The organism is Nocardioides cavernae, from assembly GCF_013410035.1.
Lineage (GTDB): Bacteria > Actinomycetota > Actinomycetes > Propionibacteriales > Nocardioidaceae > Nocardioides > Nocardioides cavernae_A.
This window is the reverse complement of sequence record NZ_JACCBW010000001.1, coordinates 72,888-88,651: the sequence shown is the minus strand read 5'-3', so window position 1 is coordinate 88,651 and position 15,764 is coordinate 72,888. Positions and strand designations below refer to the sequence as shown.

At 70.9% G+C, this 15,764-nt stretch carries 11 protein-coding genes; 5 read left to right on the top strand and 6 right to left on the bottom strand.

Features of this window, described 5'->3' with window-relative positions:
• The first annotated feature begins 81 nt into the window (after positions 1–81).
• The 3 genes from F4692_RS00445 (at position 82) to F4692_RS00435 (ending at position 8,687) form a co-directional block, all read left to right on the top strand.
• Positions 82–6,837: a ThuA domain-containing protein gene (locus tag F4692_RS00445; RefSeq protein WP_179617699.1), complete on the top strand. Its 6,756-nt coding sequence runs from the start codon at positions 82–84 to the stop codon at positions 6,835–6,837.
• A 292-nt stretch (positions 6,838–7,129) separates the two neighbouring features.
• Entirely contained in the window at positions 7,130–8,137 is a 1,008-nt protein-coding gene (locus F4692_RS00440) for a sugar phosphate isomerase/epimerase family protein (RefSeq protein WP_179617698.1), read from the top strand.
• A gap of 13 nt (positions 8,138–8,150) precedes the next feature.
• Positions 8,151–8,687 carry a copper resistance CopC family protein gene (locus tag F4692_RS00435; protein WP_179617697.1) on the top strand — a complete coding sequence of 179 codons (537 nt, stop codon included), beginning with the start codon at positions 8,151–8,153 and terminating at the stop codon, positions 8,685–8,687.
• Positions 8,688–8,700: 13 nt separating this feature from the next.
• Here the strand turns inward: F4692_RS00435 and F4692_RS00430 are convergent, their stop codons facing one another.
• From F4692_RS00430 to F4692_RS00415, 4 genes are read right to left on the bottom strand one after another with little or no spacing between them, the layout of a single operon-like run.
• Positions 8,701–9,096, bottom strand: coding sequence for a universal stress protein (locus tag F4692_RS00430; protein WP_179617696.1), 396 nt, complete (start codon positions 9,094–9,096; stop codon positions 8,701–8,703).
• On the bottom strand, positions 9,093–10,667 hold the full coding sequence (locus tag F4692_RS00425; protein WP_179617695.1) for a tripartite tricarboxylate transporter permease: 1,575 nt from the start codon (positions 10,665–10,667) through the stop codon (positions 9,093–9,095). The genes F4692_RS00430 and F4692_RS00425 overlap by 4 nt, the downstream gene beginning before the upstream one ends.
• Positions 10,667–11,206 carry a tripartite tricarboxylate transporter TctB family protein gene (locus F4692_RS00420; protein WP_308645089.1) on the bottom strand — a complete coding sequence of 180 codons (540 nt, stop codon included), beginning with the start codon at positions 11,204–11,206 and terminating at the stop codon, positions 10,667–10,669. The genes F4692_RS00425 and F4692_RS00420 overlap by 1 nt, the downstream gene beginning before the upstream one ends.
• Complete coding sequence (locus F4692_RS00415) at positions 11,203–12,219, bottom strand: Bug family tripartite tricarboxylate transporter substrate binding protein (protein ID WP_257029408.1); 1,017 nt, start codon at positions 12,217–12,219, stop codon at positions 11,203–11,205. Before F4692_RS00415 ends, F4692_RS00420 begins: the two co-directional genes overlap by 4 nt.
• Before the next feature lie 127 nt (positions 12,220–12,346).
• On the opposite strand from F4692_RS00415, the gene F4692_RS00410 reads away from it, so the two are divergent.
• Together F4692_RS00410 and F4692_RS00405 are read left to right on the top strand one after the other, a co-directional pair.
• On the top strand, positions 12,347–13,969 hold the full coding sequence (locus F4692_RS00410) for a sensor histidine kinase (protein ID WP_218858112.1): 1,623 nt from the start codon (positions 12,347–12,349) through the stop codon (positions 13,967–13,969).
• Entirely contained in the window at positions 13,966–14,658 is a 693-nt protein-coding gene (locus tag F4692_RS00405) for a response regulator (protein WP_179617692.1), read from the top strand. The genes F4692_RS00410 and F4692_RS00405 overlap by 4 nt, the downstream gene beginning before the upstream one ends.
• Here the strand turns inward: F4692_RS00405 and F4692_RS00400 are convergent.
• Entirely contained in the window at positions 14,651–15,121 is a 471-nt protein-coding gene (locus tag F4692_RS00400; protein ID WP_179617691.1) for a hypothetical protein, read from the bottom strand. The two genes, F4692_RS00405 and F4692_RS00400, sit on opposite strands and share 8 nt — an antisense overlap.
• Positions 15,112–15,675: a sigma-70 family RNA polymerase sigma factor gene (locus F4692_RS00395; RefSeq protein ID WP_308645088.1), complete on the bottom strand. Its 564-nt coding sequence runs from the start codon at positions 15,673–15,675 to the stop codon at positions 15,112–15,114. The genes F4692_RS00400 and F4692_RS00395 overlap by 10 nt, the downstream gene beginning before the upstream one ends.
• Positions 15,676–15,764: the final 89 nt, after the last annotated feature.

Here is a 15,764-nt window from a genome sequence, read left to right as displayed (position 1 = left end):
ATCGTGATGAACAGACTCATCACGCGGCTGCGCGGGGGTTCTCGCGCAGCACTCGGTTCCACCTTGGCCATGATCGTGGCGATGCCCCTCGGGGCCACGCTCGCGCTCTCGGCCACCCCGGCCGGCGCAGTCGCGCCGGACCTCACCCCCGAGAAGGCCGCTTCCAAGGCCGACACCAAGAAGGCCGGCACCACCAAGGCCGACAGCACCAAGGACCTCCCCAGCACCCCCCTCGCGGACGCCGTGCCGTGGACCGCGGCCAAGGAGAAGTCCGCCGCCTCCGCCGCCGCAGCCGCCGACGAGTTCGACGCGCTCCTCTTCTCCAAGACCGCGGCCTTCCGCCACGACAACATCGGTGCCGCGACCACCGCGATCCAGCAGCTCGCGACCCAGAACAACTTCAACGTCACGGTGACCGAGGACGCCAACGCGTTCACCGACGCGAACCTCGAGCAGTACGAGGTCGTCATCTTCCTGTCCACCACCGGTGACGTCCTCAACGCCACGCAGCAGGCGGCGTTCGAGCGCTACATCCAGGGTGGCGGCGGCTACGCCGGCATCCACGCGGCCTCCGACACCGAGTACGACTGGCCCTGGTACGGCCAGCTCGTCGGCGCCTACTTCAACAACCACCCCAACGGCACCCCGACCGCGACCGTCAAGGTCGAGGACCCGGCGCACCCGTCCACCGCGGGCATCGCGAAGCGCTGGGAGCGCACCGACGAGTGGTACAACTTCCGGACCAACCCGGCCACCGCCCGCAACAAGATCCACGTGCTGGCCTCGATGGACGAGACCACGTACGCCCCGGGTGGCGGCGCGATGGGCGCGGAGCACCCGATCGCCTGGTGCCAGGACTACGACGGCGGCCGCAGCTGGTACACCGGCATGGGCCACACCGTCGCGTCCTTCTCCGACGCCAAGTTCCTCGGCCACATCCTCGGCGGCATCCAGACCGCCGCCGGTGTCGTCCCGTCGGACTGCAAGGCGACGCTGCAGCCCAGCTTCGCCAAGGTCGCCCTGGACGAGAACACCACCAACCCGATGGAGCTCGCCATCGCCGAGGACGGTCGGGTGTTCTACATCGACCGCGCCGGTGCCGTGAAGATCATCCTGCCCAACGGCAGCGTCGTCACCGCCGGCACCATCCCGGTCTACACGGGCCAGGAGTTCGGCCTGCTGGGCATCGCCCTCGACCCGGACTTCGCCACCAACAACCACGTGTTCCTCTACTACGCGCCCTCGGGCACGGCGGCGATCGACCGGATCTCGCGGTTCACGATGAACGGCAACACCCTGGACCTGTCGTCCGCGGTGACGATCCTCGACGTCCCGGTGCAGCGCAACGAGTGCTGCCACGCCGGTGGTTCGATGGAGTTCGACAACGACGGCAACCTCTACCTCGCGACGGGTGACAACACCAACCCGTTCGACTCGGGCGGCTACACGCCGATCGACGAGCGTTCCGGTCGCAGCGCCTGGGACGCCCAGCGCACGTCGGGCAACACCAACGACCTCAACGGCAAGGTGCTGCGCATCCGGCCGAAGGCCGACGGCGGCTACACCATCCCTGCCGGCAACCTCTTCGACGAGGCGGCCGACACCCAGCAGAAGACCCGCCCCGAGATCTACGCCATGGGCTTCCGCAACCCGTTCCGCATCGGCCTGGACGTCCAGAACAACAACATCCTGGTCGCCGACTACGGTCCGGACGCCGGTTCCACCAGCGCCACCCGCGGACCCAACGGCCGCGTGGAGTGGAACATCCTTGACGAGCCGGGCAACTACGGCTGGCCGTACTGCGTCGGCGCGAACACGCCGTACAACGACTACAACTTCGCCAGCAGCACGGCGGGCGCGACGTTCAACTGCGCCGCCCCTGTCAACGACTCGCCCAACAACACGGGCCTGACCCAGCTGCCGCCGGCCAAGGCGGCGGTGATCTGGCAGAGCAACAACGCCAACACCACCGGCACCCCGGAGATCGGGGCCAGCGGCGCGCCGATGACCTCGGGCACCTACGACTACGACCCGGAGCTGGTCTCGGACCGCAAGTGGCCTGCCTACTTCGACGAGAAGGCGATCTGGGCCGACTGGAACAACAGCCGGCTCTTCACCGTCCAGATGAACGACGGCGGCACCGGCTACACCGACATCAACCGGTTCCTGCCCAACCTGCAGATGCGTCGTCCGCACGCGCTGCAGTTCGGACCCGACGGTGCGCTCTACATGATCGAGTGGGGCAGCGGCTTCGACGGCAACAACGCCGACTCCGGTGTCTACCGGATCGACTACGTCGAGGGGGAGCGCGCTCCCACCGCCCGCGCCACGACCAACAAGACGTCGGGCCCGGCGCCGCTGACCGTCAGCTTCGACGGCAGCACGTCCTTCGACGGCGACACCGGCACCAACGCCGGCCTGACGTACGCCTGGGACTTCACCAGCGACGGCACCGTCGACGCCACCACGCCGACCGCGTCCTTCACCTACCAGGCCGCGGGCAACTACACCGCTCGCCTGACGGTGACGGCCGCCAACGGCAAGACGGGCTCGACCAACATCGACATCGTCGCGGGCAACACCGCGCCGACCGTCGACCTGACGCTGCCGCTCAACGGTGGCTTCTTCGAGTTCGGCGACACCATCAAGTACTCCGTCACGGTCACCGACCCCGAGGACGGCACGATCGACTGCAGCAAGGTCGTCGTGCAGCCCGGACTGGGTCACGACCAGCACTCGCACGGCTACGAGCAGTACACGGGCTGCAGCGGCAGCTTCGTGCTGCCGGGCGACACGGGTCACTCGGGCGCCAACATCTTCGGCACCGTCACCGCCACCTACCGCGACTCCGGCAACGGCGCGGCGGGTCCGCTGACGGGCATCGACGGTGCGGTGCTGCACACCAAGAAGAAGGAGGCCGAGTTCTACGACCAGACCGGTCGTACGGGTTCGGAGACCGCGGGCAGCCCCGGGGTCATCACGCAGACGACCACGGACACCAACGGCGGTCTCAACGTGACCGGTGTCGAGACCGGCGACTGGTTCCGCTGGGACGTCATGAACCTCACCAACATCACCGGTGTGACCATGCGTGCCTCCTCGACCACGACGGGCGCCGCCTTCGCCGTCCGCCAGGGCTCGCCCACGGGCACCACGATCGGGACGCTGACGGTGCCCAACACCGGTGGCGCCCAGACGTGGCAGAACGTCCAGACCGACTTCACGGGTGCCTCGAGCGCCAGCGAGCCGCTGTACGTCGTCGCCACCACCGGTGGGGCCAACGTCAACTGGCTCGAGTTCGCCGGCAAGGGAGTCACGGAGAACACGCCTCCTGCGGTCACGATCAACGCCAGCAAGCTGTCGGGTTCGGCCCCGCTGCCCGTGGACTTCACGAGCACGGTCAGCGACCCCGACGGTGACGCGCCGTTCACCTACGCGTGGAGCTTCGGCGACACGACGACGTCGACGGCCGCCAACCCGAGCAAGACCTTCACCACCCCGGGTCGCTACACCGTCTCGCTGACGGTCACCGACGCCCGTGGTGCGAAGACCACCAAGACGCTGGAGGTGAACGTCACTGCGGCGCAGAACATCTGCTTCAGTGGTCGCTCCGACGACTTCGTGGGCAACGAGCTCGACACGACCCGGTGGAACCGCAGCGTGCGGGTCAACCAGTCGCTGACCGTGGCCGACGGGACGCTCAACATCCCGCTGACCAACTCCGACCTCTACCAGACCACCAACAACACGCCGAACATCGTCCTCCAGGACCTGCCCGGCGGGGCGTTCGAGGTCACGACCAAGGTCACGCTGAACGCCACCAAGGGCTACCAGCAGGGCGGTCTGATCATCTACGGCGACGACAACAACTACTTGAAGCTCGTCTACTCCGGCCGGTCCACGGCCGCGGCGGGCAGCAAGGCAGCCAACGTCATCCAGTTCGCCAAGGAGGTCAACGCCACGGCTTCGGAGACCAACTCCGCCAACCTCGGCGCGAGCTTCCCCGACACCGTGTGGCTGCGCCTCACGAGCACCGACGGCAACGCCGTCACCGCGTCCTACAGCAGCGACGGGGCCACCTTCTCGCCCGTCACCGCTGCGAACGCCGCTCGCGACCTCACCGGCATCACCGCTCCCAAGGTCGGCCTGCTGGCCCTGGGTGCGACCGCGGCCGGTGCGGCGGACAACCTCACCGCGAAGTTCGACTACTTCACGATCACGCCGGACAGCACGGCCACGCCGTGCCAGCCGCCGTGCGTGGTGGAGGACTTCAACGGGACCGCGCTGAACTCCGACTGGAGCGTCGTGCGCCCCAGCGGGAACCTCGTGGTCTCCAACGGCTCGGTGAAGATCCCGATGGAGGCGACCGACCTCTACCAGACCACGAACACCGCCCGGGACCTGGTGCTCCGCACCCTGCCCGACGGCCCGTTCGTGGCCACCACCAAGGTGTCCGCGCCGATCAACCGCCAGTACCAGTCGGCGGGGCTGCTGATCTACGGGGACGACGACAACTACCTGAAGCACGTCTTCCAGGGACGCAGCTCCGACCCGAACGCGGCGTCCAACATCATCCAGACGGCGCGGGAGACCACGGGCTCCGCCGTCGAGACCAACACGTCCGGCCTGGGAGCATCGTTCCCGAGCACGGTCTGGCTGCGGCTGACGAGCGAGGACGGTGAGCAGGTCCTCGGCAGCTACAGCACCGACGGCGAGAACTGGACGAACATGTCCGGTGGCTACAGCATCGCCGACCTCACCAACCCGCGCATCGGCCTCCTCTCCGCCGCCAACCAGGCGGGTGGAGCAGGGATCACGTCGACCTTCAGCTGGTTCACGATGGGCGCGGACGACGGGTGCGAGCCCGGCTCCGAGCCTGCGGTCGACACGACGGCGCCGACGACGACGATCACCGTCCCGGCTGCCACCGGCAACGCCGGCTGGTACACCACGCGGCCGTCGTTCACCCTCGCGGCCACCGACGAGACGGGCGGGTCGGGCGTCGCCTCGACCGAGTACCGCATCGACGGCGGCACCTGGACGCCGTACACCGCCGCGGTGTCGGTCCCGGGTGAGGGCACCACGCTGGTCGAGTTCCGCTCCAAGGACACGGCCGGCAACGTGGAGTCGACCAAGTCGCAGTCGGTCAAGATCGACACGGTCAACCCGGCCGTGACGCACGCGACCACCGGTGACGGCACCAAGACGGTCACCCTGACCGCCACCGACGCCGCCTCCGGCGTCGCGAGCATCGAGTACCAGGTCGACGGCGACACGACGTGGAAGACCTACTCCACGCCGCTCGAGATCAGCGAGCCCGGCACCCACGACGTGCGCTACCGCGCCACGGACGTGGCGGGCAACCGGTCCACCGGTCAGACGGAGGTCGTGGTGGGGCAGCCCGCTGACACGACCGACCCGAAGGTCGGTGCCACGGTCCTGGGCTCGTACGCCGGTGACCTGGTCGACCAGGCCAGCACGGGCGTCACCGGAGAGGCCACCATGGTCTCGAAGGCCGCCGGCGACGGCTACACCACCACGGTGGAGCTGTCGCTCGAGGGTCTCGACCCGGAGGAGGACTACGAGTCCCACCTCCACGTCGGCACCACGTGTGGTGGTTTCGCAGGTCACTACCGCGACGACCCGTCGGGTGACGGTGTCCCGCCGAACGAGCTGTGGCCCACCAACCCCGGTTGGTCCGCTGGCTCGGGTGACCCGAGGATCAAGGCCGAGGCCGACGGCACGTCCTTCGCGACGGCCACGGTCCCGTGGGCGCCGCGCATCGACGGCGGCATCCTGGCCCTGCACCGCGGCGGCGCGATCATCGGTTGTGTCGACCTCGACCTGACCGGTCCCGGCACGGTCGTGCTGGACGCCACGGACGACGTCGAGGTGACCTCGCTGACCTACACGGTCGACGGGGGAGCCGAGACCGAGTACGACGGTCCGTTCGAGATCACCGCTCCCGGCACGCACGTGGTGGCCTACACGGCCGCCGACGCCGCGGGCAACGAGTCGACCGGCGAGTTCGAGGTCGTCGTCCCGAAGAAGGACGACCCGACCCCGACGGTCAAGCCCACCGTCGCGATCACCACCGCCCCTGGCGCGGCCAACGGTCGCAGCAACTGGTTCACCGCCCCCGTCACCGTCACCCTCGCGGGTGCCGGCGGCTCGGGTGGGCTGACGGTGGAGTACCGCGTCGGCAACGGTGCCTGGACGGCGTACACCGCGCCGTTCAAGGTCGCCACCGACGGCGTCACCCTGGTCCAGGCCCGGGCGACCGACTCGAAGGGCACGACCTCGGCCGTGGCCACCACCACCATCAAGATGGACGCCACCGCCCCGGTGGCCACCATCAGCGGCATCGCGGACAAGGCCAGGCTCGACCCGGCCGCCGTCCGCACCGCCACGGTCACGGCGACGGACGCCACGTCCGGCGTCGGCGAGCGCACCATGCGCCTCGACGGCACCGTCGTGACCTCTCCCGCGACGATCGACGCACTGTCGCTGAAGAGCGGGAAGCACACCATCGATGTCGTCGTCACCGACGAGGCGGGCAACCAGGCGTCGCAGTCGATCACCTTCACGGTGGTCGCCAGCTACGGCGGCGCCAAGAAGCTCGTCAAGCGGCTCGACGACGACGACACGATCGGCAAGAAGCTCGGCGCGAAGCTCCTCAAGGAGCTGAAGGCCGTGAAGAAGGCCGACAAGCTGGGCGACGAGCGCGAGGCCCGCAAGGCCCTGAAGCGCTTCACGAAGCTCGCCTCGAAGGTCGACGACAAGGAGGCCAAGAGGGCTCTCAAGCGCCTGGCGCGCTCGCTCAAGAAGCAGCTGTAGGCGCAACGAGAGAGAAGGACCGTCCCCGGACGGGTCCCGGCCGCGTGGCACCGCGAGGTGTCGCACCCGACCGTGACGCAGGTTCGGCCCTGCGTCACGGCCGGGGGACGGGTCCCCCTGGGGGCGCCGGGAGGCACCGCCAGGTGTTTCCCACGCGGCCGGCGCGGGGACAGCGCGCTCCGTTCCGGCGCCGGCCGCACCCACCAGCATGACCCACCCGCACCACCTCGTTCCACCCCGCAGCACCGCAGCACCGCAGCACATCCACCCCACGACACACCTAGGAGCACCGATGACCCGCCCGATCACCCTGTTCACCGGCCAGTGGGCCGACCTGCCGTTCGAGGAGGTGTGCCGACTCGCCTCGGGCTGGGGCTACGACGGCCTCGAGCTGGCGTGCTGGGGCGACCACTTCGACCCCTGGGCCGCCGTCGAGGACGACTCCTACGTCCCGGCCAAGCTCGAGATGCTCGAGAAGCACGACCTCCAGGTGTTCGCGATCAGCAACCACCTCAAGGGCCAGGCCGTCTGCGACGACCCGATCGACGAGCGCCACCGCGGCATCCTCCCGGACAAGATCTGGGGCGACGGTGACGCCGAGGGCGTGCGGCAGCGTGCGGCCGAGGAGATGAAGATGACCGCCCGGGCGGCGCGCAAGCTCGGCGTCGACGTGGTCGTCGGCTTCACGGGCTCCTCGATCTGGAAGTACGTCGCGATGTTCCCGCCGGCCTCACAGGACCTCGTCGACGCGGGCTACCAGGACTTCGCCGACCGGTGGAACCCGATCCTCGACGTCTTCGACAGCGAGGGCGTGAAGTTCGCCCACGAGGTGCACCCCTCCGAGATCGCCTACGACTACTGGACGACCGTCGACGCGCTGGAGGCCATCGGCCACCGCGAGGCCTTCGGCCTCAACTGGGACCCCTCCCACTTCGTGTGGCAGGACCTCGACCCGGTCGGCTTCCTCTGGGACTTCAAGGACCGGATCTACCACGTCGACTGCAAGGACGCGAAGAAGCAGGTCGGCAACGGCCGCAACGGCCGGATGGGCTCGCACCTCGCGTGGGCCGACCCCCGGCGCGGCTGGGACTTCGTGTCCACCGGCCACGGCGACGTGCCGTGGGAGGCGTCGTTCCGGATGCTCAACACGATCGGCTACGACGGCCCCATCTCCGTGGAGTGGGAGGACGCCGGCATGGACCGTCTCGTCGGTGCCCCCGAGGCCCTCGAGTTCGTCCGCCGCCTCGCGTTCGACGCCCCGTCGGCGGCGTTCGACGCGGCCTTCTCGACGCAGTCCTGACAGGAGCCCGACGATGCCCACCCGGTCAGGACCACGCGGAGCCGCAGCCGTGGCGATCGCCGCGAGCTCGGTGCTGCTCGGGTGGGCGCCCGTCGCCCCGGCGGCCGCGCACGACGAGCTGATGTCGGCCGACCCCTCGGACGGCGGCGTGTTCGAGGCGCTGCCGTCGCGGGCGATCCTGACGTTCACCGGGCCCGTCAGCGAGGTGCACGAGGTCACCGTCACCGGGCCCGACGGCAGCGTCACCAACGGCGAGCCGACCGCCGTCGGCATGGAGGTCCACCAGACCCTGTGGGCCGGCGAGGACGGCGACTACACCCTCACCTACGACGTCGTCTCCGGCGACGGCCACGAGATGGCCGGTGAGATCCAGTTCCAGGTGGGTGCGGGCACCGAGCCCGGGGTGGACGAGGCGTCCGCACCCACCTCCTCGGACGCAGGCGAGGACGACGGCGTGGGAGGCATCGTGCTCCCCGTCGCCGTCGTCCTCACCTGCAGCGCGGTCGCGCTCGTGCTGTGGCAGCGCCGGCGGGCGCAGGCTCGCGCCTGACTCGCGGGTTCGTTCAGTGCGGTGGCTTGACCGCCAGGACCGCGCAGTCCGCGCCGAGCAGGACGCGCTGCGCCACGCTCCCCATCAGCAGCTTGCCGACGGGCGAACGGCGGCGCAGTCCGATCACCACGAGGTCGGCGGAGACGTCCTCGGCCACCGCGAGCACCTGGTCGCCGACGTCGGCGCCCATCGAGCGGCGTACGTCCACCTCGACGCCGGCGCCCCCGAGCTCCGCGGCGAGGGCCGCCAGCTGGTCCTCGTCGGCGTAGCGCTCGTCCACGAGCGCGTCACCGCGGGTGGCGTTGACCACCACGACGCGTCCCTCGCGCAGCCGCGCCTCCTCGACGCCACGCGCCAGCGCGGCCTCCCCGAACTCGTCGGGCGTCCAGCCCACCACGATCGTCGTCATCGCACCTTCTCCTCTTCTTCCAGATCTCCGGTCGCGTCCGGGGTCGCGTCCTCGGCCAGGCCCTCCTCGACCGCCACGGCGGCAGGCGCCGGGCGGATCCTGCGCAGCACGAGCGGCGCCACGATCGCGATGAGCACGATCGCGTAGATCACCACGGCGAGCGGCTCGCTCCACAGCGCGTCGACCTCGCCGCCCGAGATGGCCATCGCCTCACGCAGCTTGAGCTCCATCAGCGGGCCGAGGATGACCCCGAGGATCAGCGGCAGCACCGGCAGCGCGAAGCGGCGCATCAGCAGGCCGAGCAGACCGAGCAGCAGCAGCAGGAACAGGTCGAAGGCCTGGAGGTTGGTGGCATAGGCGCCGAGCGTGGCGAAGAACAGGATCCCGGCGTACAGCTGCGGCCGGGGGATCCGGAGCAGCTTGGCCCAGACCGGCGCGAGCGGCAGGTTGAGCACCAGCAGCAGCACGTTGCCGATCAGCAGGCTCGCGAGCAGCGCCCACACGAGGTCGGGCTGGTCCGTCATCAGGCTGGGGCCGGGCTCGATGCCGTAGCCCTGGAACGCGGCCAGCATCACCGCGGAGGTCGCGGTGACCGGGAGGCCGAGGGCGAGCAGCGGGACGAACGTGCCCGCGGCGGAGGCGTTGTTGGCTGCCTCCGGTCCGGCGACGCCCTCGATGGCGCCGCGGCCGAACTCGTCCTGGCCCTTGCGCGCGGCGATCCGCTTCTCGGTGATGTAGGACATGAACGTCGGGATCTCCGCGCCGCCGGCCGGCACCGCGCCGAACGGGAAGCCGTACGCCGTGCCGCGCAGCCACGGGCCCCACGACCGCTTGAGGTCCGCGCGGCTCATCCAGGGTCGCCCGACCGGGATGACGCGGACGGGGCTGCGGCGGAGGTGGGCTGCGACCCACAGCGCCTCGCCGAGGGCGAAGATGCCGACGGCGACGACCACGACGTCGATCCGGTCCGCGAGCAGCGGCTGGTCGAAGCTCAGCCGGGGCTGGCCGGTGTTGAGGTCCAGCCCGACGAGGCCGATGGTGAGCCCGATGAAGAGTGCGATGAAGCCCCGCAGCGGCGATCCGCCGAGCACGCTGGTCACCGACACCATGGCCAGCACCATGAGGGCGAAGTAGGACGGCGCGCCGATCTCGACGGCCACGGACGCCAGCGCCGGGGCGAAGAAGACCACGAGCAGGGTGCCGATCGTGCCGGCGATGAACGAGCCGATGGCGGCGGTCGCCAGGGCCTGCGCGGCCCGTCCCGCCCGCGCCATCAGGTTGCCCTCGAGGGCCGTCATCACCGACGCCGACTCGCCCGGGGTGTTGAGCAGGATGGCTGTCGTCGAGCCGCCGTACATGCCGCCGTAGTAGATGCCGGCGAACATGATGAACGCGGCGACCGGGTCGAGCCCGTAGGTCACGGGCAGCAGCAGTGCGACCGCCATGGCGGGGCCGATGCCCGGCAGGACGCCGACGAACGTGCCGAGCAGCACGCCGATGGCGCAGTACATGAGGTTCTCGGGGGTGAGGACGGACCCGAAGCCGCCCATCAGCAGGCTGAGGTTGTCCATCAGAGCACCCCGTCCAGGATCCCGGCCGGGAGGATGACGCCCAGGCCCTCGTGGAAGAAGTACCAGCTGGCCACGGCCAGCACGGCGCCGGCGATGACGTCGCGCACGAGCGTGCGGCTGCCCAGCGACCACGCGCAGCCGACGAAGAGCAGTGCACCGCTCACGGCCCACCCCAGGAACGAGATGGTGAGCACGGTGAACAGGAGCACGCCGACCAGCTTGGCGACGGTCAGCCAGTCGGCGGGGTGGCGCAGGTCGACGTCCTCGCCGCCCTCGGCCTCCGGGACGCTGCCGCGGAACGTCGCCAGCGCGAGCAGCAGCCCGAGCACGACCGTGACGCTCCCGATGACGTAGGGGAACAGGCGGGGACCGACGGGGTCGCCGAAGCCGACGCGCAACGTCGAGGCGTCGTAGAGGGTGTAGACACCGACGACGACGAGCAGCGCGGCGAGCCCGAGCTGCGCCATGTCGCGGTCGGGGCTCGACGCCTCGGACGCGGCCGGGGAGGGGGTGTCGGGGGTTTCCAGTGATGTGCTCACAGCAGGTCCAGCTCCTCGAGGGTGGTGGCGACGCGCTCGTCCTGCTCCTGCAGGAACGCCGTGAACTCGTCGCCGGTCTTGAACTCGTCGATCCAGCCGTTGTCCTCGAGCGCCTGGCGCCACTCGGGGGTCTCGTGCATCTCCTCGAGCATCCCGATGAGCTCGGCGCGCCGCTCGTCGCTGATGCCGGGGGGCGCGAGCACGCCGCGCCAGTTGGTGAAGACCAGGTCGATGCCCGACTCGGTCAGGGTCGGGGCCTGGCTGATGCCCTCGCCCTTGAGCCGCTCCTCGCCCGACACCGCGAGCAGGCGCAGCTCGCCGGACGCCAGCTGCCCGGTGAACTCGCCGACGCCGGAGAACCCGACGTCGATCTTGCTGCCGAGCAGCGCGCTGGTGAGCGGGCCGCCGCCGTCGTACGGCACGTAGCGCACGTTGCGGGCGTCGATGTCGACCGCCGACGCGAGCTGCATGGGGAACAGGTGGTCGGGGCCGCCGGGGGAGGAGCCGCCGCCGACGACGATCGAGCCCGGGTCGGCCTGCCAGGCCTCGACCAGGTCCTCGATGGTCTCGAAGGGCGAGTCGGGCGGGACGAGCACGCCCTCCTGGTCCTCGATGAGCTGCGCGAGCGGCGTGGCGTCGTCGAGCTTGTAGGGCGCGCCGAACGAGTACAGCGAGCCCACGACGCCGAGCCCGGCGGTCATCATCGTGCGGTCGTCGCCCTCGGCGTTCATCAGCCGGGTCATCGCGACCGAGCCGCCGGCGCCGATCACGTTGGTCACCTCGAACGAGCCGCCCGTGATGTCGTCGTTCTCCATGACCGCGATGGCGGCGCGGCCGGTCTGGTCGTAGCCGCCGCCGGGGCTGTTGGGGATCAGCATCGTGAGGTCGCTGCTCTGGGGCCCGCGGGTCACGCCGCAGCCGGTGGCGAGCAGCAGCGTGGCGCTCAGCGCTGCCACGACCGCGACCGCTCGAGCGGCCCCGCGACTCGTCCCGTGCCGGGTGAGGGGACGCATCATGGGTCTCCTTCTGTCGTCGTCACTGTGGTGGTCCGTGCGTGAGCGGTGGGTGACCGCTCCGGACGATGGTGGAGACTGCGTGTGGTGCTCGTCACGCTTGCGCAAGCAATGGAGGTTCTGGAACTTGTGGTCACGCCTGAGGCTGCGTCCGGCGACCCTCGCCGGGCAGTTCCTCGTGCTCCAGCTGACGGTGCTGCTCGCGGTCGTGGCCGTCGCGAGCGTGGTGTCGGTGCAGCAGAGCGACGCCGACTTCCGTGACACCCGCGGGGCGCGCCTGCGCGCGGAGGCCGAGCGGCTCGCCAACACCAAGATCGTGCGCTTCTCGTTCCGCACCGACGCGGTCGACGCCAACCGGTCGACGCTCACGTCCGTCACGCAGCGGGTGCGCTTCGAGGTGCAGGCGAGCGGGGTCTACCTCGCCGACCCCGACGGCGTGGTCCTGGTCAGCAGCGACTTCGGTGGGCGTGACCGCACCATCGACCTGGCCGGCAGCACCGTGCAGCAGCTGCGCCCGTGGACGGGCGACGTCGACGACTTCGGTACGCCGTCGATCGCCGCGCAGGTGCCGATCATCAACCGGAGGCTCGAGCTGGTCGGCATCGCCATGGTCGCGCAGGAGTACCCGACGTGGGCCGAGCGCGCCCGCAGCGTGCTGCCCGACCTGCTGACCTTCGCGGGGCTGGGGCTGGGCCTCGGGACGGCCGGTTCCTTCCTGCTCTCGCGGCTGATCCGGCGGCGTACGCGCGGCCTGGAGCCCGCCGCGATCGCCGCCCTCGCCGACCAGCGCGAGGCCCTCCTCCACTCCATCCGCGAGGGTGTCGTCGCCGTCGCGGACGACGGCACGGTGACGATGGCGAGCGACAGCGCGCGCGAGCTGATCGGCCTCGCCGACGACGTCGAGGGCCGGCGCGTGGACGACCTGGCGCTCGACCCCGCCGTCCACGACCTGCTCGCCGACGACGCCGAGATCCGCGACCACGTCGTGGTGCTCGGTGACCGCGTGCTCGTCGTGAACCGCAACCCCGTGATCGAGCGCGGGCGCCGCGTCGCCACGGTGACCACCCTGCGCGACCGCACCGAGCTGCTCTCGCTCCAGAGCGAGCTGAGCGCACGCGAGTCCATCACCAACACGCTCCGCGCCCAGACGCACGAGTTCCACAACCAGCTGCACACGATCTCCGGGCTGGTGCAGCTGGGGGAGTACGACGAGGTGTCCCGCCTCGTCGGGACTCTCAGCCGCCGCCGCGCGGAGATCTCCGACGCCGTCCTCGCGCACGTCGAGGACCCGGCAGTCGCCGCGCTGCTGATCGCCAAGACCAGCCTCGCTGCCGAGCGGGGCGTGGACCTGGTGGTCCGCGACGACAGCGCGCTCCCGCGCCTGGACCCGGAAGCCTCGACCGACGTCGGCACCGTGCTGGGCAACCTGGTCGACAACGCGGTCGACGCCTCGGTGTCCGTCGGCGGGGACACCGTGGAGGTGGGGCTCCGCCTCCACGACGCGACCGTGCACCTGTCGGTCGCCGACACCGGGCCGGGGGTGCCGGCCGACCGGGTGGGCGAGATCTTCCGCCGCGGCTGGACGTCCAAGGAGTCGACGGTCGGCGGGCGGGGTGTCGGGCTGGCGCTGGTCCAGGTGGTCTGCGAGCGTCGGGGCGGTGCGGTACGGGTCCGTGCCGGGGAGGGCGGGTCCGGCGCGGTGTTCGAGGCCGACCTGCCGGGAGCGGCGCGGGGGGTGGAGGTCAGATGAGTCCAGACGTCTCGGTCCTCGTCGTCGACGACGACTTCATGGTCGCGCGCATCCACACCCAGTTCGTCGACCGCACCGACGGCTTCGTCGTCGTCGGCGTGGCCAGCACCGGGCAGGCGGCGCTGGACGACGTGGCCCGCCTGCGACCGGACCTCGTGCTGCTCGACGTGCACCTGCCGGACATGACCGGCATCGACGTGCTCCGCCGCTTGCGCGCCGACGGCGACGACGTCGGGGTCCTGATGGTCACCGCCGCGCGCGAGGCCGACACCGTGCGGGCCGCGGCGGCCGGCGGCGCGGTGCACTACCTGGTCAAGCCCTTCGACTACGAGGACCTCCGGGTCCGGCTGGAGTCGTTCCGCGCGGCCCACCTGGCACTCTCCGGCCCGACGGCCCCGGGCCAGCAGGACATCGACGCCGTCTTCGGTGCCGCGGTCACGGCACCGGCGACGGCCAGCCTGCCCAAGGGCCTGAGCCCCGAGACGGCCGACGCGGTCGAGGCCGCCCTCGCCGAGTCGGGGGAGCTGTCGGCAGCGGAGTGCGCCGAGAGGGTCGGCATCTCGCGGGTGTCGGCGCGGCGCTACCTCGAGCACTTCGTGGCCCGTGGCGTCGCGGGCGTACGCCTGCAGTACGGCGGTGCCGGACGCCCCGAGCGGCGCTACCAGCGCACGCGGCCCGACCTCAGGTGAGGCGCGGGTCGCCGACCACCACGTCGCTGACCTCGACGTCGACCGGCGGGCGGGTGCCGGCGCCGAGCAGGTCGTCGAGCACGGCCGTGACCGCCAGGCGCGCGACGTCGGCCGCCTGGGGGAGCACGGTGCCGTAGGCGCACACCAGGTCGACCTCGACCCGCGCCAGCCGGTCGTCGTCGTCGACGGTCAGGTCGATGCGCTCCGCCGCCACGCCGGGTGTCGCCCCGAGGACCTGCCGCAGCCGCGCCCGCACCACCCGCGACGACACGTAGGTGTGCGAGCCGTGCTCGTCCTGGTCGGCGGACCCGTCGGCGCCCACCACGACGATGCGTCGTGAGGGCAGCACGGTCGCCCGGACCTTGCGCCTGATCCCGTCGGAGACCGCCGGCCAGTCCGCGGGCTCCTCGGCCCGCGCCGCTGCGGCGGCCCGCTCGAGGGGGCCGGTGGGTGTCAGCGCCATCGTGCCATCCTCTCTGCCAGCTGTCGTCGGCCGCGGTGCAGGTGCCCGCGGACGCTCGCGACCGTCGTTCCCAACGTGCGAGCGATCTCCTCGTACCCGAGTCCCTCGACTTCACGCAACAACCAGGCGGCGCGTTGATTCCACGGGAGCTCGTCCAGCGCCGCCTGCAACGCCTCGAGGAGCTCGGAGTCGAGGACGTCCTGCAACGGGTTGTCGTCTGCCGAGCGTACGACGCGCGACAGCAGCTCGTCATCGATGGGGGTGGGCCGACGGTGGCGCTGCAGGTCCATCGCACGGCGGTGCACCAGTCGGAAGAGCCAGGTCCTGAGCGACGACTCGCCGCGGAAGGAGTCGAGGCTCTTCCACGCCGAGATGAACGCCTCCTGCACCACCTCGGCCGCGTCGGCGTCGCTCCCGCCCACGAGACGACGGGCGTAGCGCAGCATGCCCGGACCGTGGCGGTCGACGAGCTCGTGGAACGCGTCCTCGTCGCCGAGCCGCGCGGCACGCACCAGCGCGGCGTCGGTCGGTGGTTCGAGGTCGTGGGTGGACACCTCAGCAGTGTGCAGGCGAGCGACAAGCCGGGTTCATCCCTACGGAGGGACTGGTCCATACGTGAGGGGCGTCACACCATCCCGGGCGT